The organism is Citricoccus sp. K5 (genome assembly GCF_902506195.1).
GTDB lineage: Bacteria > Actinomycetota > Actinomycetes > Actinomycetales > Micrococcaceae > Citricoccus.
In genome coordinates this window covers 3,388,055-3,407,565 of sequence record NZ_LR732817.1, presented here as the reverse complement: position 1 = coordinate 3,407,565, position 19,511 = coordinate 3,388,055, and the positions used below count along the sequence as shown (strand labels likewise).

The window sequence follows — 19,511 nt, the reverse complement described above, 5'->3', positions numbered from 1 at the left end:
CCTCCATGGACAATCCACCGGAGCCCGGCTCCTCCTCGTCACCCTATTGGTACGAGGGCTCCGACCCCACGGTCGATCTACTCCATGCACTTCGCCGCTTCCGGCGGGCAGACCAGCGGATGCGACGGCGCATGGGCTCGGACATGGACCTGAATGGCACGGACGTCGAGGCGTTGCGCCACATCATCGCCCGCAACGCAGCAGGGTCATCGGTGACGGCCCGGGAGCTCGCGACCCACTTGGACATCTCGACGGCTTCCACGGCCAAGCTCCTCAACCGCCTCAGCGAGTCCGGTCACGTCCAACGCCACCCCCACCCCGAGGACCGGCGTTCGGTGATCGTGACGGCCACCGACCATGCCCATGCAGAGATCCGTGAGTGGCTGACGGACATGCACCAACGGATGCTCGAGGTCGCGCACGGCGTCCCCGAGGAGTCCCGGCAGGGCGTGGTGGACCTCCTGACATCGATGGCCGACTGCCTGGACCCGGAATCCAGAGGCGACGTCTCAGACCGCTGACAGGTCCAGCCGTCACCGGGCGTCGGGCAGCTCCCCGCTGGGATGGGGAGCGGCCGCGGCCATGATGTTCTTGGCCATCGTCGGGAAGACGAGGGCATGGAACGGTTGGATGGCCCGCCAGTAGGCCCGGCCAGCCAGTCCGGAGGGGAAGAACACCGCACGCTGGCGCAGACGTGACCCGCCGCCGTCGCGCCCCTCCACGCTGAACTGCAGCCAGGCACGGCCGCCGGCCCGCATCTCTGCCCGCAGCGTGACCGAGCGTCCGGGCTCGACCTTCTCCACGCGCCACCAGTCGACATGGTCATTGACGCGCAGCCGGCGGGCATCCCGCCGCCCACGCGCCAGCCCGTAGCCGCCCATCACCTGGTCCATCAGCCCGCGGATCCGCCACAGCATCGGTGCGGAGTACCAGCCGTTCTTGCCGCCGATGGACTCCACCACCTCCCACACGGCTTCGGGCGAGGCATCGCCGTCGCGCTCGCGGACATCCGTGAAGACCGTGTTCCCCGCCCACTCCGGATCCGAGGGCAGCGGTTCGGCCGGATCGAGCGCCATCGCGGCCAGGACATCGTCATCCCAGGTCTGGTCCACGGTCCCCGTGCGCTGACGCTCGATCGCCCGCCGGCAGGCCTCACGGAAGCCCGTCAGTCCCTCCGGAGGATCGGGGACCAGTGCGGCGATGTCATGCTCCTCGCTCACGGCGTCTTCAGCCATCGAGGCGGACAGCGGCATGGCGATGCCCCGCGGGATCGGGGTGACGACGCCGATCCAGAACCCGGAGAGTCGCTGGGCCGGGATGGGGAGGGCGTAGACCTTGCGGGGCGAGAGTCCGGCGATCTCGGCATACTCCGTCAGCATGGTGGCGAAGGACTGCGGCCGCCCGCAGCCGATGTCGAACGTGCGGTTGACCGGTTCCTGCAGTGCGCAGGCGTGGGCCAGGTAGTACAGCACGTCCCGGATGGCGATCGGCTCGATGCTGTTGGCCAGCCAGCTGGGTCCGGGCATCACCGGCAGCCGTTCGGCCAGGTGGCGGATCATCTCGAAGGACACCGATCCTGAGCCGATGATCACCCCCGCCTCGAACACCAGCGTGGGGACCTCGCCGGCCAGCAGGATCCGAGAGACCTGCTCGCGGGAGCGCATGTGGTCTGAGAGCTCCTCCAGCGGCTTGTCCGGATGCAGCCCTCCCAGGAAGACGATCTGGTGGACGCCGGCCTCGGCGGCGGCCTGTGCCACGGTGCGCGCCATCGCCGCCTCTCGCTCCATGAAGTCTTTGCCGGATCCCATGGAGTGCACCAGGTACAGCACCGTGTGCACGTCCTGCATCGCAGCCCGCACCTGCTCATCCTCCTGAAGGTCCGCCTGGGCCGTCTCCACCGACCCGGCCCACGGCCGTTGGGACAGGTCCTCCAGATTCCGGGCCGTGGCCCGCACCGCGAATCCGGCGGCCAGCAGCTCCGGGATCAGCCGGCCACCGACATAGCCGGTGGCTCCGGTGACCAGCACACGGCGCCCCTCTCCGGCGGGGAGGGACAGCTGCAAAGGAGATAGAGGCTCGGAGCTCATGGGCCCACCGTACGGGCCAGCAGGGAGGTCGTGCACGGTTCCCGCTGGGAATTCCCCGTGCAAGTGATCCTGTCCCTCCGCAGCCCTGTTGCCGTTGGTGCCCTTTATGTTGGACTGGCGCTACCGACCCGACGGTCTCCTGACCAGTCGGATCCCCGCAACTGAGGAGGAACCATGGCTGAGCACGATCCCGTGAAGACCCTGCTGGAGAAGACCGAGAAGGCGGGCGTGGCCATGCTGGCCACCACTGATTCCGGCGGTCGCATCGTCAGCCGCCCGATGGCCATCCAGGAGATCGAGCCGGACCACACCATCTGGTTCATCACCCGGGTCAGCACGACGAAGATCGGCGAGGTGACCGGGAGCCAGCCGGTCAACGTGACCGTGGCCGAGAAGGGCTTCTGGGCCTCCATCACCGGCACCGCCACTGTGGAGGGGGACGTGGAGCGCAAGAAGCGCTACTGGTCCAAGACTACCGAGGCCTTCTTCGGCGAGTCCCAGCCGGAGGACTCGGACATCGTCCTGCTCAAGGTGGACCCGGACACGGGTGAGTACTGGGATTCTCCGGGCATGCCGGCCACCGTGGTGGAGGTCATCAAGGGCATGGTCAGCGATGAACCCGCCCGCCCCGGAGAGAGCAACACCGTCGAGCTCTGATCCGCCGCGTTCAGCCCCGCCGGATGTCGAACCGCAGGTGGAATGGGCTCAAGGTGCCGGGGAGCTGGCTCGTGTCCAGGGTTTCAGCTGCCGTGATCTCCCTCTGACGCAGCAGCTCCCCGAGCACCAGGCTGGCGGTCAGCAGCACGACGTTGCGTCCCGGGCACATGCCTGGTCCACCACTGAACGGCACGAGAGGCCAGTCCCTGTCACCCCGGTCCCCCGACCACAGTTCCGGACTGAAGCGGTGGGCCTCCGGCACGGTCTGGTCATCGCGGTGGAAGAACGGTGCGAAGATGACCAACCCGGCGCCCGCCGGGAGGGTGCCGTTGCGCCAGCGGGTGCCAGCGGTGCTGTCCCGCAGGATCAGCGGGGTGGTGGGCCACAGGCGCAGGGATTCCAGGACGGCGGCACGCAGCAAGGGTTGGTCTCGGGGACCGCACGGCCTCGCTGGCCCCGCTTCCGCACGCCCCTCGGAGCCAGGCGTTGATTCGGCGCCGGGCGAAGCAGGCACCGTGCCCGCCATCTCCAGCCGGGCGGCTTCGGCCGCGCCCGGATGGGACACCAGTAGCGCAAGCGCCCGGAACGTCGCCCACGCCTCGGCGTCGAAGGCGAACAGCCACTGCGGCATCTGCTGGACCGGCTTGGCATCCGCCGGTGCCGGGGTCTGCGCGACCATCGCCGCCAGGCTGCCCGGCTCCGCGCGGACGACGTACTCCTGCAATCGATCCAAGAACCTCTTCCGCAGCCGGTGGTTCTGCGGCATCAGGTAGGAGAGATTGCCGCGCTCCCGCAGCCGGCGGAGGTCGTCGGTGACCTGCTCATCGTCGCGGGCGCTCTCCCCCAGCACGATGCGCCGGACCATCCGGCCCCACATCACCGCGAAACCGTCCCAGTCCAGCGTGCCGGTGAAGTCCGCGTGGCCGAGCAGGGCCCCGACCTCCTCGGTGATGATGTCCGTCATCTGCTCGGCGTGACTGTGGACGGGACGATCCGTCTCCAGGACCTGCTCGTTGAACGGGCGGCGAGACAGCCGCTGCTGCGCCGAGGAGACCAGCGAGCTGCCCGGCTCGAAATGGTTCAGCGCTCCGCGCTTCTCCAGTGTGGCCGGCGAGAACGGCTCGGGGCCTTCGTTCAGCACCCGGTGCACGTCCTCCGGGGCCAACAGCAGGGCGATCCGGCGGCCGGGGATCCGCAACTGCACCGGGCCGGCTCCGTAGCGGCTGCGCAGCCGCTGCATCTCGGCCACCCCGGCTGAGTCGAGGTCGATGCGTTCGGCCAGACCGACAACCCTCGGTCGGCGCACAATCGGCCCCTTGACCACCGGGCTGAGGAGCACACGGGCGAGAACGCGCGCATGGTCGACGGGTCCGAGGGTGGGGATGTCCGGTGAGCTGCGGGGTTCCGTTTCACGGGGCATGCTCACCAGACTTCCACGGGGCTCAGCCCCTGGACAAGACCGGTCAGATGCTGATCAATCGAAGATCTGTCAGGCACGTCGCGTCGTCGGCGTTGCGGGTGGAAACCAACGACGTCGCAGTCTTGCCGTCATGCTCCACCGTCAGCTCCGCGTCGATTCCCCGCGGGAGCCACAATCCCACGAAACCGTTGTCGTAAGTCTGCAGCCGCCCCTCGATGATGACCTCACCGGTCGCCTGGTTCAGGACGGTGACGCGCACGTCCTGGTTCCGGAGTTCACCGAGGCACGTGGTCAAGCTGTGAAAGTGGCACTCGTGCGTCTGCGACTCGTACGGCGCCGCGGAGACATAGACCTCGTCGGCCGGCATCGGCACCGCTGCCTGCCGACCACGGTCGTCGGCCACGACCAGTTGCTCCGACTGGACCGATGCCACCAAGCCGGCGGGCCGCTCGGCCACGATCTGGGTATCCAGACGTTCGATGATGGTCCGGGCGTCCAGACCGGCCAGGTCGTGATCGGCCAGCAGATCTCGATCGCCCACCGCGGGCGAACTCGAGCCTGGAGTGCCCTCCGGGCCGGCCGCCTCCGGTCCGGCATCAAGCAGATCCCGCATCTCGCGGATCTCGGCGTTCTGGGTCTCGATGATGGCCTCGGCCAGCGCGACGGCTTCTGGATGCTGTCCCTCGGCGATCTCATCCTCGGCCATCTGCACGGCCCCCTCGTGGTGTTCGATCATCCCCTCGAGGTACAGGCGGGTCGCCTCCGCGGCATCGGCTTGTTCCAGCCTCTCGAGCTCGGCGGGCGCCAGCATGCCATCCATGCCCCCGTGGTCCATCGAGCCGTGGTCCGTCGCCCGCGGATCGACGCCCCAGTCCTCAAGCCAGTCGTTCATCTGTTCGATCTCCGGAGCCTGCGCGGCTCTGATCTCCTCAGCCAGGGTGACGACCTCCGGCGTCAAACCTTCTTTGGCCAGCAGGATGTCGGACATCTCGACGGCCTGTTCGTGGTGGGGGATCATCATCTGCGCGAACATGACGTCGGCTTGGTCCACCTCGCCACTGGCGGCCGCCGGCGACTCGGCCGATGACGTGCCAGCACTGTGGCTCGGTCCGGTCCCGGTTTCTCCGGCACAACTGCCCAGGGTCAGCGCCGCGACGATGGCCGCGCCCAGGATCAGGGTGTTCTTCGTCAGGGTCGTGTTCATGATGGTTCTCGTCTCTGCTGTTGTCGTTCGGGATATGCCCGGCTGATCGGTCATCCGGGCGCAGGCGGCTGCGGCATCCTCAAAAAGCGTGGATGCCCGCCGCTCACGTCCGACTGATGCAGAGAACCTGAAGGGAAGGTGGCCGTGGCACGACAGAGTGCGCCAGCCCCGGCCTCGGTCCCGCGCGCAGCCTCTGGCCGAACGAGACCCGCAGCAGGCGGGGCGGTGTCAGAACGAAGAGCACCAGCAGCAACGCCACCAGGCATGTCACCGCCAGACCGAGGTGTGCGGCGGGGCAGCCCTCGCAGTCGAGGCCTCCGGTTGCGCCGCCGCCAGCCGTGTCGGCCGCGGTCGTGCTGCCCGCGGCGTGGTCGGCATGGACTGAGGCGCCCTGGACCACGTCCGAACCCGCCACTGGTTCCTGCCCATGCATGGTGTGCATGGCCAAGAACCCGAGGGCCACGAGGAGGGCCAAAAGCCCAGCCCGCAGGACAGGGCGGGAACCCGCTCGCAGGCGGCTCCCGCTCGATGCATTGGACAGGGTGAACACGGCGTCCAGTCTAGGATCCTGCGCCCACACCACCGGCCACCGTGGCCGGCCGCAGGTCCACCTTCCGCAGCAGCTGGGCGTTCAGCGCCACCACCACGGTGGACAGGGACATCAGGATCGCCCCGACGCTCATGGGCAGCACGAATCCGATCGGCGCGAGGACGCCGGCGGCCAGGGGGACGGAGAACAGGTTGTATCCGGCGGCCCACCACAGGTTCTGCTTCATCTTCCGGTAGCTCGCCCGGGACAGCTCCGCCACGGACAGTACCGCCCGGGGGTCGTCGGAAGCCAGGATCACGCCGGCCGAGGCGATCGCCACATCCGTGCCGGCTCCGATCGCGATCCCGACGTCGGCCTGGGCCAGCGCCGGGGCATCGTTGACACCGTCTCCCACCATGGCCACCTTGCCGCCTTCATCCTGCAGCTGTTTGACCTTGGCGGACTTGTCCTCCGGCCGCACCCCGGCAAAGTAGCGCTCGATGCCCAACTCTCCTGCCACGGCGGCCGCCACGGCCTCGGCGTCGCCGGTGATCATGACGACCTGGACGCCGCGGCCCTGCAGCCCGGCCACGGCGTCCCGGGACTCGGGCCGGATCTCATCGGCCAGTCTCAGGGCGCCGGCGAGCTTGCCGTCCACGATCACGTGCAGAATAATTGCCCCCTCCTCACGCCAGTCGTCGGCGATCGGCAGTTCGGCCATTCCCTCCTGCTCCAGCAGATACGGTCCACCCACCATCACCGTGTGGACCCCGGCCTCAGCCCTTTCCCCGGCTCGGCTCCCGTGCCCGTCCGTGGCCCCGTCCGCACCCAGGACGACGTCGGCCCGCACCCCGACCGCCGGGGAGGAGGAGAAACCGCTCGCGGCAGGCACCTCGAGGGCCCACTCGACCGCCGCGGCGACGATGGCCCGCGCCAGCGGGTGCTCGGAATCCGCCTCGGCCGCGGCCGCGAGCGTCAGGAGGCGGCCGGCGTCGTATCCGGTGGCCGGCTCCACCCCGGTGACAGCCGGGGCACCCTTGGTCAGGGTGCCGGTCTTGTCGAACAGCACTGTGTCCACGGTGCGCATGGCCTCCAGCGCGAGCCGGTCCTTGACGAGCACTCCGCCGCGGGCCGCCCGCTCGGTGGCGATCGAGACGACGAGCGGGATGGCGAGGCCGAGGGCGTGCGGGCAGGCGATGACCAGCACCGTGATCGTGCGGACCACCGACTCGTCCGGCATTCCGAGGGCGGTCCAGACGATCGCGGTGATGACGGCGGCCCCGAGGGCGAACCAGAACAGCCAGGCGGCCGCCCGGTCCGCCAGTCGCTGCGCACGCGAGGACGAGGACTGGGCCTGCGTGACGAGCCGCTGGATGCCGGCCAGGGCGGTGTCCTCGCCGACGGCGGTCACCTCCACGCGAATCCCGGAGTCCGTGGCGACGGTGCCGGCCACCACGGGGTCGCCCTCGGACCGGCGCACGCTGGCAGACTCACCGGTGATCATCGACTCGTCCATGGACGCCGAGCCGTCCACAACAGTTCCGTCGGCCGGCACCCGGCCACCCGGCCGGACGATGACCACGTCCCCGTGGCGCAGTTCGGCCGGAGCGATAGTGGTGATGGTGCCGCCGTCGGGTCCATCGACGCGTTCCGCCTCATCCGGCAGCAGGGCGGCCAGGGAGTCGAGGGCGGAGGTGGTCTGGGCCAGCGAGCGCATCTCCACCCAGTGGCCCAGCAGCATGATGACGATCAGCAGGGCCAGCTCCCACCAGAACTCGAGCTGGTGGTCCAGCAGACCGAGCGTGGCGCCCCAGGAGGCCAGGAAGGCTACGGTGATGGCCAGGCCTATGAGCAGCATCATCCCCGGCCGTCGCTGGCGGATCTCTCCCACGGCCGCCGTCAAGAACGGCTTGCCGCCCCAGGCGTACATGACCGTGCCGAGGGCCGGCGCGATCCAGGCGGCCCAACCGGGGACCCCGTAGCCGAGGATCATGCCGAACATGGGCGAGGTGGCCACCACCGGGACACCCATCGCGAGCATGATCCAGAACAGGCGACGGAACTGAACGACATGGTGCGAGTGATCGTGGCCGCCGTGGCCGGGGTGATCGCCATGCTCGCCTTGCACCTGCTGACGGCGATCGTGACCAGCGTGCTGATCGAGGGCGTCGTGTCCGCTCAACATTGTTCCTTCCAGTCCTGATGCCACACCCCTGGGGGCCCCATCGCGGCAACCATACCCCCAGGGGGTATATGAATCAAGACCAGCACCGTACGCCCCGCCACTGGACCAGTTAGCGATCAGTAACTAGAGTCGGCATCGACCGATCTTCGTGATCCCGATCACACCCGCTGACAGGAGTCCCATGACCAACCAGCCGACCGGCACCACGCTCTCCCACGACCGCGGGGAGACCACTACGCCCCTCTTGGAGGAGACCATCGGCGCGAACCTGGCCGGAACCGTCGCCGCCTTCGGCGAGCGCGAAGCGCTGGTGGACGTGCCGAGCGGACGGCGCTGGACGTACGCGGAGTTCGCGGCCGACGTCGACCGCCTGGCCACCGGACTCTTGGGAATGGGCATCGAGACGGGTGACCGGGTGGGGATCTGGGCGCCGAATCTGCCCGAATGGACGCTGACCCAGTTCGCCACCGCGCGGATGGGCGCGATCCTGGTGAACATCAATCCGGCCTACCGGACGGAGGAGCTGCAGTACGTGCTCAACCAGTCCGGGATCCGCACCGTGGTGGCGGCGAGCTCGTTCAAGACCTCTGACTACGAGGCGATGCTGGCCCAGGTCAGCCCCGACTGCCCGGAGCTGCAGGACGTGGTGATCATCGGCGGCGAGGACTGGAACCGGCTGGCCGCCACGGATGCGGACCCGGTCCGCCTGGAGCGGATCGCCGCGCACCTGACCCCGGACGACCCGATCAACATCCAGTACACCTCCGGCACCACGGGCTTCCCCAAGGGCGCCACCCTGTCCCACCGGAACATCCTCAACAACGGCTTCTTCGTCGGCGAGCGCGTGCAGTACACCGAGGCCGATCGGGTCTGCATCCCGGTGCCCTTCTACCACTGCTTCGGCATGGTGATGGGCAACCTGGCGTGCACCACCCACGGAGCGGCCATGGTCATCCCCGCGCCGGGATTCGACCCCACCGCCAGCCTGCATGCCGTGGCCACCGAGCGCTGCACCTCCCTGTACGGGGTGCCGACCATGTTCATCGCCGAGCTCGGCCTGGAGGACTTCGCCTCCTACGACCTCTCCACCTTGCGCACCGGCATCATGGCCGGCTCGCCCTGCCCAGAGCACGTGATGCGCCAGGTGATCGAGCAGATGAACATGCGGGACGTCTCCATCTGTTACGGCATGACGGAGACCTCCCCGGTCTCTGTCCAGACCACGACGTCGGACAGCCTGGACCAGCGCGTCGGCACCGTGGGGCGCGTGGGGCCCCACCTCGAGGTCCGCGTGGTGGACCCGGTCTCCGGCGAGGTGCTGCCCCGCGGCGAGGCCGGCGAGCTGCAGACCCTGGGCTACTCCGTGATGAAGGGCTACTGGAACGATCCCGACAAGACCGCCGAGGCCATCGACGCCGAGGGCTGGATGCACACCGGGGACATCGGCCTGATGGACGCGGACGGCTATGTGCAGATCACCGGCCGCATCAAGGACATGGTGATCCGCGGCGGGGAGAACATCTACCCACGCGAGATCGAGGAGTTCCTCTACACCCACCCGGACATCGTGGATGCCCAGGTGGTCGGCGTGCCGGACGAGAAGTACGGCGAGGAGCTCATGGCCTGGATCCGGATCCGCGAGGGCGCCCCGGAACCGACAGCCTCCTCGCTTCGTGAGTTCTGCGCCGGGAAGATCGCTCACTACAAGGTGCCCCGCTACGTGCGGGTCATCGAGGAGTTCCCCATGACGGTCACCGGCAAAGTCCGCAAGGTGGACCTGCGCGCCCAGGCGATGGACCTGCTGGCGAGTCCTGCCGCAGGCACGAGCCAGCCATGACGCTCATCTCCGCCGCGTTCCGCGTGGAGGCCGAGGACCTGGACCGGCTGGTTGCCGGCCTCGGCGAGGACAGCTGGCGCCGGGGCACCCCGGCACCGGGCTGGACCATCGCCCATCAGATCGGGCACCTGGCCTGGACCGACGAGGTCTCGCTGCAGGCCCTGACCGATCCCGAGGCCTTCGCGGAGCAGACCGAGGCCGTCCGCCGGTCCTTCCGCCATATCGACCTCACCGCAGGCCATCGTGCCGCCCTGCCCCGGGACGAGCTGCTGGCCAGCTGGCGAGAGGGACGCACGCGCTTGGCCGATGCGCTGGACGCGGCCGACCCGGAAGCCGGGGTGCCCTGGTTCGGCCCGCCCATGCGCCCCCGCTCCATGGCCACCGCCCGCCTGATGGAGACGTGGGCCCACGGCCAGGATGTTGCCGATGCCCTCGGGGTGCCGCGCACACCGACCGACCGGCTTCGGGACATCTGCCATCTGGGGGTGCGCACCCGTGACTTCGCCCACCGCATCAACGGCCACCAACCGCCCGCCCACGAGTTCCGTCTGGAGCTGCTGTCCCCCTCCGATGAGACCTGGACGTGGGGCCCCGAGGACGCCCCGGACCGCATCACCGGCAGCGCCGAGGACTTCTGCCTCGTCGTCACCCAGCGCCGGGACCTGGCGGACACCTCCCTGCGTGCCGAAGGATCCGCGGCCGCCCACTGGATGCCGATCGCCCAGGTTTACGCCGGACCGCCACGCGGCCAGCGCCCCGCGGACCCACCCGCAGTCCCGTCCGCCCACGAGGCAGAGGGATGACCGGGAACCCGTAGATTGGGGGTGTCCGGGTCGTCCATCGACCTGCCGTTGTGAGTGATGATCAGTGGGGAGGAGAGTGCACGTGGCCGAGGCTTTCACCCTCTGCGCCCGGGATGGGTTCCCGCTTGCTGCCCAGGTCTCCGGCCCCGACGTCTCCAACACCGTGTCCGACTCCGGCTCTCCCGCCCTGTTGCTGCTGCCCGGCCAGGCGAACAGCCACCACTGGTGGGACCGGGTGCGTCCCGGTTACGCGGCGGCCCACCGCACCGTCACGTTCGACTACCGCGGCACCGGCGGCAGCCGCGACGACTCCGGCGCGCCGGGCGACTGGACCACGGGGCTGTTCGCGCAGGACGCCGTAGACGTCCTTGACCACCTCGGCATCCGCTCCGCGGCCGTGTTCGGCACCTCGATGGGTGGCCGGGTGGCCCAGATGCTCGCCGCGCACCACCCCGAGCGCGTCTGGGCGCTGGTGCTGGGCTGCACCTCTCCCGGCGGCGAGCACGCCCTGGAGCGCAAGGCCGAGACCCGGCGGTGGCTGGCCCGGGGCACCCGCGAGGAGCAGCAGGCCAAGCTGCACGAGCTCTTCTACACCCCGGACTGGCCGGGAACTCCCGCGCAGAGCACGTTGCTGGGCGATCCCACCATGAGCCCGCGCGAGCAGGTGGGCCACCGCCGGGCCAGCGACCGCCACGACGCCTGGGACGCCCTGCCGTCGATCACCGCGCCCGCCCTGGTGCTGCACGGGACCGAGGACGCGATGGTCCCCACCGAGAACGCGGCCCTGATCACGGACCGCATTCCCGACGCGCGGATGCGCCTCTTCCCGGGAGGGCGCCACGGGTTCTTCGAGGAGCTGGAGGACCAGGTGACGCCGGAGGTCCTGGGGTTCCTGGCCGACGTCGTGCCCTCCGGTTCCTGAGACCGCCGCAGCACGGCGGACCAGAGCTCATATCCCAACCCTCTGAATCCAGAGGCTTTGAGTATTTTTGCGTTCAAGAACGCGGGGCTAGGCTGACCCCAATCCCGCCGTGATCCACGGCATACTCGGCGGGCGGTCGGCACAGTGAAGGAGTCCTGCGGATGTTCATCGCCCCCACGGAGGTGGTCCTCGCCACCGGGTCTGCGGACCTGCAGCAGGCGCGGACCCAGGCCTCTTCGTGGCGCTCCAAGGAGATGGGCATCCCGGACCGGTACCTCTCCGACGCCGCCCTGGCGGACCTGGCGGCGGCCGCGGAGTCCGTTCAGGACAGCGGCTTCGCCCGCGCCGTGATGGCCGTCCAGTCCGCCCGTGCCGGCGATTTCGCCCCGATCCCGAACATCAACTCCGCGGTGGAACTCTTCCGCGAGTTCCTCAAGGACGGGCTGATCGACGGCTGGCTCTACGTCCAGGAGCCCGACGGCTACCTGCACCCCTACCTGGTGATGGACATCGGGCTGGACCACGGTGACCGCACCCGTCCGCCGCGCATCAAGATCACGATGGAAGCCGACAACCCCACGGTCAAGCGCCCCTCCCGGGCACCGCGGCTGCTGCAGTTCGACGAGACCGAGCTGGTGGGCAAGACACCTGCGGACGTGCTGACCGCGCATCGGGCGTTCAAGGAGACGGAGCGGCTGCGGGCGGAGTACCAGGAACGCCGGGATGCGTTCCAGGACATCATCGACCACGACTTCGGCCAGCAGTTCGTCTTCACCGGCCGTGCCATGCGCACCGAGGACTACCGCTCGGCCCATGACCGCACCCACCGCAAGGTCGTCCACGACGTGGCCCCGGACGAACGGGCACCCCTTCGGATGGTGGCCTCCTCCGTCCTCTTCGACGAGCAGGAGACCGGCGCGGTTCCCGTGGTCACCGCCGTGCGCGTGTTCGACCTCGCCGCCCAGGACTACCTGGATGTCAACACCGCCGACCTCACCCGCTACGAGTACAACCCGGGACTGCGGGACAAGCTGGTCCTGCCGGACGACCAACGCGAGTTGCTGGACATCCTCACCTCGGACATCTCCGTGTTCACCGGGGACATCATCGAGGGCAAGTCCGCCGGCAACGTGATCCTGGCCCGCGGCCGGCCCGGCGTCGGCAAGACGCTGACCGCCGAGGTGTACGCCGAGGTCATCGGCCGCCCGCTCTACTCCATCCACACCGGCTCCCTGGGCATCACTGCGGAGCTGGTGCGCAAGAACCTCGAGGAGATCTTCGTTCAGGCCAAGCGCTGGGACGCCGTGCTGCTGCTGGACGAGGCCGACGTCTTCGTGCTCGAGCGCGGGTTCGAACTGCACCAGAACGCGATCGTGGCCGAGTTCCTGCGCACCCTCGAGTACTACGACGGGCTGCTGTTCCTCACCACGAACCGCATCGACGAGGTGGACGGGGCCATCCTCGCCCGCTGCGCCGCCGTGATCGACTACCTGCCACCTGAGCCCGCCGCCGCACGCCAGATCTGGCAGACCTTTGCCGCCGGGCACAAGATCGAGCTGCCGGCTGAACTGCTGGACCAACTCGTGGACGGCTTCCCGGACATCACCCCCCGGGACATCAAGATGCTGCTGCGGCTCGGCCTGCGCATGGCCGCCCACCGAGACACCGCACCAGACCTCGACGTCTTTGCCGCCGCGGCCCGCTTCCGGGGGCTGCAGTACATCCCGACCAGTCCATAGACGACACCACCGCACATCCGCACATCCGCACAGGACGAAAGTGAGCAGGAATCATGACCCAGGACAGCTACAACGAGGAGACCGTCGCCCGCGCCGCCGATTCCGGAGCCAACGCTTCGGCACGGTTCCGCGAGCGCATGGCGGCCCAGTCTGCCGGCGGCGTGGTGGACACCGAGCGCGTCAACCACCTGGCCTCCCGCGCTGTGAAGGCCCTCAATGACATCGTGCTCGAGGAGAGGGTCAGCTACGAGGAGTACAACGCCTTCAAGGCCTGGCTGATCCGTGTGGGCGAGGACGGCGAGTGGCCGCTGTTCCTGGACGTCTGGCTGGAGCACTCCGTCGAGGAGGTCGCCAACGAGCACCGCGAGGGCTCCAAGGGCACCATCGAAGGCCCCTACTACCTCGAGGACTCCCCCGAGGTCCCGTGGAACGGCACCATCCCGATGCGTGAGGACGAGCCGGGCACCCCGTTCACCTTCACCGGCCAGGTCCGCGCCGTGGACGGCTCCCCGCTGCCCGGGGCCAAGCTGGAGCTGTGGCACGCGGACGACTTGGGCTTCTACTCCCAGTTTGCCCCCGGCCTCCCCGAATGGAACCTGCGTGCCACCTGGACCGCCAACGAGGACGGCCGCTTCGAGATCCACACTGTCCGCCCCGCGCCGTACCAGATCCCCACGGACGGCGCCTGCGGCCAGCTCATCGAGGCCGCCGGCTGGCACGCCTGGCGCCCGGCGCACCTGCACTTTAAGGTGCATGCTCCGGGACACCACAAGCTGACCGCCCAGCTCTACTTCCCCGGCGACCCGCACAACGAGGACGACATCGCCTCGGCCGTGAAGCCCGAACTGATGCTGGACCCGCAGCCGAACCCGGACGGCGAAGGGGAGATCACCCACTACGACTTCGTCCTCGACCCGGAGCAGTGATCCGTCACTGACCCCGCCGTTGTTGTGGGGCAGAGAGAAGGAGCACGCGTACGCGTACGCGTGCCCCTTCTCTCTGCCCCACAGCGCATTCGCCTGGCTGGCTAGCTCCGCTCCGCCCGTAGCTCCCGCTTGAGCAGCTTGCCGGACTGATTGCGCGGCAGCTCGGCCACGAAGTCCACGCGCTTGGGCACCTTGAAGTCCGCGATCTTCGACTTCACGTGGGCACGGACGGTCTCGGCGGTCAGTTCCGCGCCTTCCTTGAGCACGACAACGGCCGTCACCGCCTCGATCCAGCGCTCGTCCGGCAGCCCCACCACGGCGACCTCGGCGACTTCCTCCAGCTCGTAGATGCAGTCCTCCACTTCCCGCGGGGCCACCAGCACGCCACCGGTGTTGATGACGTCCTTGATGCGGTCCACGATCTGCAGGTAGCCCTGCTCGTCCCGGGTGGCCTGGTCGCCGGACTTGAACCAGCCATCCACAAACGCCTCGGCGGTGGCCTCGGGCTTGTTCCAGTACCCGCTCATCAGCTGCGGGGACCGGTACTGCACCTCCCCAGGCTCACCCGGATCGGCCAGCCCCCCCTCCGCCGTGACCAGCCGCGCCTCCACGAACAGTACGGTCCGGCCGCAGGAGGCGGGCCGCGCGTGATGCTCCTCCGGACGGAGCACCGTGCACAGCGGGGCCATCTCGGACTGGCCGAAGCAGTTGTAGAAGCCGAGTTTCGGGAACCGTTCGCGCAGCCGCTGCAGCACGGTCACCGGCATGATCGAGGCGCCGTACTGTGCCTTGGTCAGCGAGGACAGGTCTCGGGCGTCCAGGTCCGGGTGGTTGCTCAGCGGCACCCACACGGTGGGGGCGAGGAAGAGCGAACCGATGTGCTCGGCCTCCACGAACCGCAGGACCTCCGGCACGTCGGGCTTCGGCAGCAGCCGGACGGTCGCACCGAGGGTCAGGTACGGCATGAGGAACACGTGCATCGCCGCCGAGTGGTAGAGGGGCATGCACACCAGCGGCCGGTCCTCCTCCGTCAGGTCGAGGGCGATGATGGTGGACACGTACTCGGAGATCAGCGCCTGGTGGGACATCATGGCGCCCTTGGGGGCCGACGTCGTGCCGGAGGTGTACAGCAGCTGGGCCAGGTCGGCATCGCCGATGGGCAGGTTCAGCGGGGTGTCCGGCGCCGACTCGTCCAAGGCCGTGGTCAGCAGCGCCGCGTCCGGTGCACTGGCCTCGGAGCCGTCCGTGCCGCCGTCGGGAAGGTCTCGGTCGGCAAAGAAGGGCCAGAGCTTCCCGACGCCGGCCGCGCGCCCCTGGTCCCGGACCTCGCCGATGCGCGGCATCAGCGCGGGATCCGCTACGAGCAGTGCGGCGCCGGAGTCCTCGAGGATGTAGGCCAGTTCCTCGCCCTTGAGCGCGAAGTTGACCGGCACGTGCACGTATCCGGCGGTGGCGCAGGCGAGGAACAGGATCGCGTAGGCGTCCGAGTTCAGTCCGTAGGCGGCCACACGCGCGCCCTCCGGCAGCCCGGTGTCCCGCAGCCGGTGGGCCACGCGGTGCACGCCCTGCTCCAGTTCGGCGTAGGTCCACTCCCGGTCCTCGAACCGCAGCGCCGTGTTTTTCCCATTGCGGGCGGCGGTCCTTGCGAGCAGGGTGCCGAGGGTGTTGGCCCCGGCCTGGGCGATGGCCTGGTCCGGTGCTTCGGTCTCCGTCGTCATGGTCAGAGCCTTTCGATGATGGTCACGTTGGCCTGGCCGCCGCCCTCGCACATGGTCTGCAGGCCGTAACGGCCACCGGTGCGCTCGAGCTCGTGCAGCAGGGAGGTCATCAGGCGGGCGCCGGTGGCCCCGATCGGGTGACCCAGCGCGATCGCCCCACCGTTGACGTTCACCTTCCCCGGATCCGCGCCGGTCTCCTGCAACCACGCCAGCACGACGGCGGCGAACGCCTCGTTGATCTCCACCAGGTCGATCTCATCCAGGGTGAGCCCCGACTTCTCCAGGGCATACTTCGTGGCGGGGATCGGCGCGGAGAGCATCATCACCGGGTCCGCGCCCCGCGCGGAGAGATGGTGGATCCGGGCCCGCGGTTTCAGACCATGCCGTTCCACCGCGGCCGGCGAGGCGATCAGGAGGGCGGCGGCGCCGTCGGACATCTGGGACGCCGAGGCGGCCGTGTGCGCGCCACCGGGAAGGATCGGGTCCAGAGAGCGGATCTTGTCCAGGTCTGGCTCGCGCGGGCCCTCGTCCTGGGTCACGGACTCGGCGCCGGGTACGGGGATGATCTCGCGCTCGAAGTGGCCGGCGGCCCGGGCGGCCAGGGCTCGCTGCTGCGAGGTCACGGCGAACTCCTCGAGCTGGTCCCGGGCGAAGCCCCACCGCTCCACCATCATCTCCACCCCGCGGAACTGGGAGATCTCCTGGTCGCCATAGCGCTCAGCCCAGGAGGCGGAACCGGTGAAGGGGTCCGCGAAGCCGAACTCGCGAGCGGCCTTGTTCGAGTAGGACAGCGGGATGGCGGACATCGACTGCACGCCCCCGGCCACCACCAGGTCACTCGTACCGGACATCACGGCCTGCGCCGCGTAGTGGATGGCCTGCTGACCGGAACCGCACTGCCGCTCCACGGTGGTACCCGGGACGGACTCAGAACCGCCGGCGGCCAGCCAGGCGTTGCGGGCGATGTCCATGGCCTGCGGACCCAGCTGGTCGATGCAGCCCAGGATCACCTCGTCATAGAGCTCCGTGTCCACCCCGGCCCGGCTGATGATCTCGCGGATCGGAGCCGCGGCCAGGTCCAGCGGGTGGACGTGCGCCAGCCCCTTGCCGCGGCGCCCCACTGGGGTGCGGACGGCATCGACGATGTAGGCCTCGGTCATGGGGGTCCTCTCGGAAGAAGCGGCATCGATGCCAGGGGCACGATGAGGAGATTGCCATACTCACTAGTAGCATTCCCCAGCCACCAACCTGTTGTCCAGGTCACTCCACGGTGACGCCGGCGGCGCTAGGATGGCTACTCGGGACGCCGGAGACCACGGCGGACCCGCGGATGGGACGGCCCATTCCGGCTTGTTGCGACGGGGACGACCCCTCCAGAACAGGACCCGAACCGTCATGGCCAGTACACCGGCATCTTCCACCACCTCCCGGGCGCCCTCCCCCGTGCGCTCCATCCTCACCCCCGCCGCCCTCGTCCGCCTCGGCGTGGGCTGGGGGACCTTCCTGGCCCTGGCCCTGTCCGGCCCGCTGCTGGAGCCGCCCCTCCCCGGGCCACTACTGGTCACCGCCCTGGCGGTGATCGTCGGGGTCATCCTGCTGTGCTCCTTCGGGGTGGTGCACGAGGCCGAGCACCTCGCCCGCCGCCTCGGCGACCCCTACGGGACCCTGGTGCTGACCCTCTCGATCGTGCTGATCGAGGTCGTGCTGATCGCCGCCGTCATGCTGGGCCCCGGCGAGCACGCCACGATCGCCCGAGACTCGGTCATGGCCGTCTCCATGATCATCCTCAACGCGGTGATCGGACTGTCCCTCCTCGTCGGCGGGCTGCGCCACGGCGGCCTCGCGCACAACCGCACCGGCGCCTCCGCCTACCTCGCCCTCCTGGTCCCGCTGGCAGCGATGGCGCTGGCGCTGCCCGCGGTGATCGGCCGCGACGGCGCGTACACCCCGGGTCAGGAGATCCCGATCATCGTCCTCACCCTGGCCCTGTACGTGTTCTTCCTGGTCCGGCAGATGGGGCCGCAGGCCGCGGACTTCCGCGAGGTCGACCCCGGCCCGGGCACCCTCACGGTCTCGGCGCCGGCCGCCGAGGCTGGCACCGCGGCCGGACCCACCGCCATGGCCGGGCCCAACACCGCGTCCACGGACGCCACCAGCATCCGGGACACCCTGACGCGCCACCGCGGCGAGCTCATCGCCCGGGTGGCCCTGCTGGTGGCTACCGTGCTGCCCATCGTGCTGCTCTCCCATGACATGGCCGCCCTGCTGGACGACGGCCTGGGACGCCTGGGCGCCCCCGTGGCCCTGAGCGGCGTGCTGATCGCCATGATCGTTTTCCTGCCCGAGGCCATCACCTCGGTGCGCGCCGCCCTGGGGGGTGAGATCCAGCGGGTCAGCAACCTCTGCCACGGCGCCCTGGTCTCCACGGTCGGACTGACCATCCCCGCGGTGCTGGTCATCGGCCTGCTCACCGGCCAAGAGGTCGTCCTGGCCGAGTCGCCGGCCAACCTGCTCCTGCTGGGGGTGACGCTGCTGCTGTCCGTGACCACCTTGGCGGCGAGGAAAGTGACCGCCCTGCACGGCGCCGCCCATCTCGTGGTGTTCGCGGTCTACGGCATCGCGCTCTTCTCCTGAGGCTGACCGCTGTCGTTGCTGCAGGGGGCGGGCGCGTGCGAACAGTTTCCAGTGGGCACCGTCCTGGATACCCTGTCCCCCATGCCCACCACCCCTGCCCTGCGCGGCCTGGCCCAGGTCAACATCCCGGCTGACGACGTCGCCGCGGCCCGTGACTGGTACGCCCAGGCCCTCGGCGTCCAGCCGTACTTTCAGCAGCCCGACGCCGCGAATCCCGCCTATGTGGAGTTCAGGCTCGGCGACCACCAGGACGAACTCGGGATCATCGACCGCCGCTACCTGCCCCCGTCCGAGGCCGCCGCCGGTGGCGGGGTCATCGCCCGCTGGCACGTGGATGACCTTGAGGGAATGGTCGCGCATCTGAAGGAGATCGGGGCCACCGAGCACGAACCCATCACCCCGCGCGGGGACGAGGGCTTCGTGACGGCCTCCGTGCTGGACCCCTTCGGCAATGTCCTCGGGCTGATCCACAGCCCGCACTTCATCGAACAGCTCTGAGCTCCCAAGTCCCGTGGCCCCGCGACCCCTGCCCGGGAGACACCTGTGAGATGTCCCGGTCATCGTGAGAATTCCCCGTCATCATGACCGTGATTTTTCACGATCATCGGGAAAGTTCCATTGGGGCGGGGTAAAGATCAGCCCCAACGCAAAGACCCCCGGAAACCGTGAGATTTCCGGGGGTCAACTGCGGAGGATGGGGGATTTGAACCCCCGAGGGCGTTAACCCAACACGCGTTCCAGGCGTGCGCCATAGGCCGCTAGGCGAATCCTCCTGAGGTGCCCAAGTTCCGGATGCGCGTGGCAACCGACTCAAGAGCAGGATTCATCGTACCTGACCGAAGGCCTCGAG

At 69.3% G+C, this 19,511-nt stretch carries 16 protein-coding genes and 1 tRNA gene; 10 read left to right on the top strand and 7 right to left on the bottom strand.

Features of this window, described 5'->3' with window-relative positions:
- Positions 1-5: 5 nt before the first annotated feature.
- The gene (locus BOSE125_RS15295) at positions 6-521 is read left to right on the top strand and encodes a MarR family winged helix-turn-helix transcriptional regulator (protein ID WP_159553919.1); all 516 of its coding nucleotides are present in this window, start codon (positions 6-8) and stop codon (positions 519-521) included.
- A gap of 12 nt (positions 522-533) precedes the next feature.
- Here BOSE125_RS15295 and BOSE125_RS15290 read toward each other — a convergent pair whose 3' ends face one another.
- Positions 534-2,087 carry an SDR family oxidoreductase gene (locus BOSE125_RS15290; RefSeq protein ID WP_159553917.1) on the bottom strand — a complete coding sequence of 518 codons (1,554 nt, stop codon included), beginning with the start codon at positions 2,085-2,087 and terminating at the stop codon, positions 534-536.
- A 174-nt stretch (positions 2,088-2,261) separates the two neighbouring features.
- Here BOSE125_RS15290 and BOSE125_RS15285 point away from each other — a divergent pair, with 174 nt between their 5' ends.
- Positions 2,262-2,744: a pyridoxamine 5'-phosphate oxidase family protein gene (locus BOSE125_RS15285; RefSeq protein WP_159553915.1), complete on the top strand. Its 483-nt coding sequence runs from the start codon at positions 2,262-2,264 to the stop codon at positions 2,742-2,744.
- A gap of 10 nt (positions 2,745-2,754) precedes the next feature.
- Here BOSE125_RS15285 and BOSE125_RS15280 read toward each other — a convergent pair whose 3' ends face one another.
- From BOSE125_RS15280 to BOSE125_RS15265, 3 genes are all read right to left on the bottom strand, one after another.
- Entirely contained in the window at positions 2,755-4,164 is a 1,410-nt protein-coding gene (locus tag BOSE125_RS15280; RefSeq protein WP_159553913.1) for a cytochrome P450, read from the bottom strand.
- A 43-nt stretch (positions 4,165-4,207) separates the two neighbouring features.
- On the bottom strand, positions 4,208-5,368 hold the full coding sequence (locus BOSE125_RS18050) for a CueP family metal-binding protein (RefSeq protein ID WP_236558059.1): 1,161 nt from the start codon (positions 5,366-5,368) through the stop codon (positions 4,208-4,210).
- 560 nt (positions 5,369-5,928) lie between these two features.
- A complete protein-coding gene (locus BOSE125_RS15265; RefSeq protein ID WP_371300642.1) occupies positions 5,929-7,938 on the bottom strand; it encodes a heavy metal translocating P-type ATPase in 2,010 nt (669 codons plus the stop codon).
- A 30-nt stretch (positions 7,939-7,968) separates the two neighbouring features.
- On the opposite strand from BOSE125_RS15265, the gene BOSE125_RS18140 reads away from it, so the two are divergent.
- From BOSE125_RS18140 to catA, 6 genes are all read left to right on the top strand, one after another.
- Positions 7,969-8,100, top strand: coding sequence for a hypothetical protein (locus tag BOSE125_RS18140; protein ID WP_256376002.1), 132 nt, complete (start codon positions 7,969-7,971; stop codon positions 8,098-8,100).
- Positions 8,101-8,263: 163 nt separating this feature from the next.
- On the top strand, positions 8,264-9,919 hold the full coding sequence (locus BOSE125_RS15260) for an AMP-binding protein (RefSeq protein ID WP_159553909.1): 1,656 nt from the start codon (positions 8,264-8,266) through the stop codon (positions 9,917-9,919).
- The gene (locus BOSE125_RS15255; protein WP_159553907.1) at positions 9,916-10,722 is read left to right on the top strand and encodes a TIGR03084 family metal-binding protein; all 807 of its coding nucleotides are present in this window, start codon (positions 9,916-9,918) and stop codon (positions 10,720-10,722) included. Before BOSE125_RS15260 ends, BOSE125_RS15255 begins: the two co-directional genes overlap by 4 nt.
- A gap of 82 nt (positions 10,723-10,804) precedes the next feature.
- Positions 10,805-11,644 carry an alpha/beta fold hydrolase gene (locus tag BOSE125_RS15250; RefSeq protein ID WP_201301221.1) on the top strand — a complete coding sequence of 280 codons (840 nt, stop codon included), beginning with the start codon at positions 10,805-10,807 and terminating at the stop codon, positions 11,642-11,644.
- Between the two features lie 161 nt (positions 11,645-11,805).
- The gene (locus tag BOSE125_RS15245; RefSeq protein WP_159553905.1) at positions 11,806-13,383 is read left to right on the top strand and encodes an ATP-binding protein; all 1,578 of its coding nucleotides are present in this window, start codon (positions 11,806-11,808) and stop codon (positions 13,381-13,383) included.
- A 53-nt stretch (positions 13,384-13,436) separates the two neighbouring features.
- Positions 13,437-14,309: a catechol 1,2-dioxygenase gene (catA, locus tag BOSE125_RS15240; protein WP_159553903.1), complete on the top strand. Its 873-nt coding sequence runs from the start codon at positions 13,437-13,439 to the stop codon at positions 14,307-14,309.
- 101 nt (positions 14,310-14,410) lie between these two features.
- On the opposite strand, the gene BOSE125_RS15235 is transcribed toward catA, so the two are convergent.
- Together BOSE125_RS15235 and BOSE125_RS15230 are read right to left on the bottom strand one after the other, a co-directional pair.
- Positions 14,411-16,027: a fatty acyl-CoA synthetase gene (locus tag BOSE125_RS15235; protein ID WP_159553902.1), complete on the bottom strand. Its 1,617-nt coding sequence runs from the start codon at positions 16,025-16,027 to the stop codon at positions 14,411-14,413.
- Between the two features lie 2 nt (positions 16,028-16,029).
- Positions 16,030-17,187: an acetyl-CoA C-acetyltransferase gene (locus BOSE125_RS15230; RefSeq protein WP_159553900.1), complete on the bottom strand. Its 1,158-nt coding sequence runs from the start codon at positions 17,185-17,187 to the stop codon at positions 16,030-16,032.
- 235 nt (positions 17,188-17,422) lie between these two features.
- On the opposite strand from BOSE125_RS15230, the gene BOSE125_RS15225 reads away from it, so the two are divergent.
- Together BOSE125_RS15225 and BOSE125_RS15220 are read left to right on the top strand one after the other, a co-directional pair.
- Positions 17,423-18,661, top strand: coding sequence for a calcium:proton antiporter (locus BOSE125_RS15225; protein WP_159553898.1), 1,239 nt, complete (start codon positions 17,423-17,425; stop codon positions 18,659-18,661).
- Positions 18,662-18,742: 81 nt separating this feature from the next.
- Positions 18,743-19,159: a VOC family protein gene (locus tag BOSE125_RS15220; RefSeq protein WP_159553896.1), complete on the top strand. Its 417-nt coding sequence runs from the start codon at positions 18,743-18,745 to the stop codon at positions 19,157-19,159.
- A gap of 190 nt (positions 19,160-19,349) precedes the next feature.
- On the opposite strand, the gene BOSE125_RS15215 is transcribed toward BOSE125_RS15220, so the two are convergent.
- Positions 19,350-19,434 (bottom strand) — tRNA-Ser (locus tag BOSE125_RS15215).
- Positions 19,435-19,511: the final 77 nt, after the last annotated feature.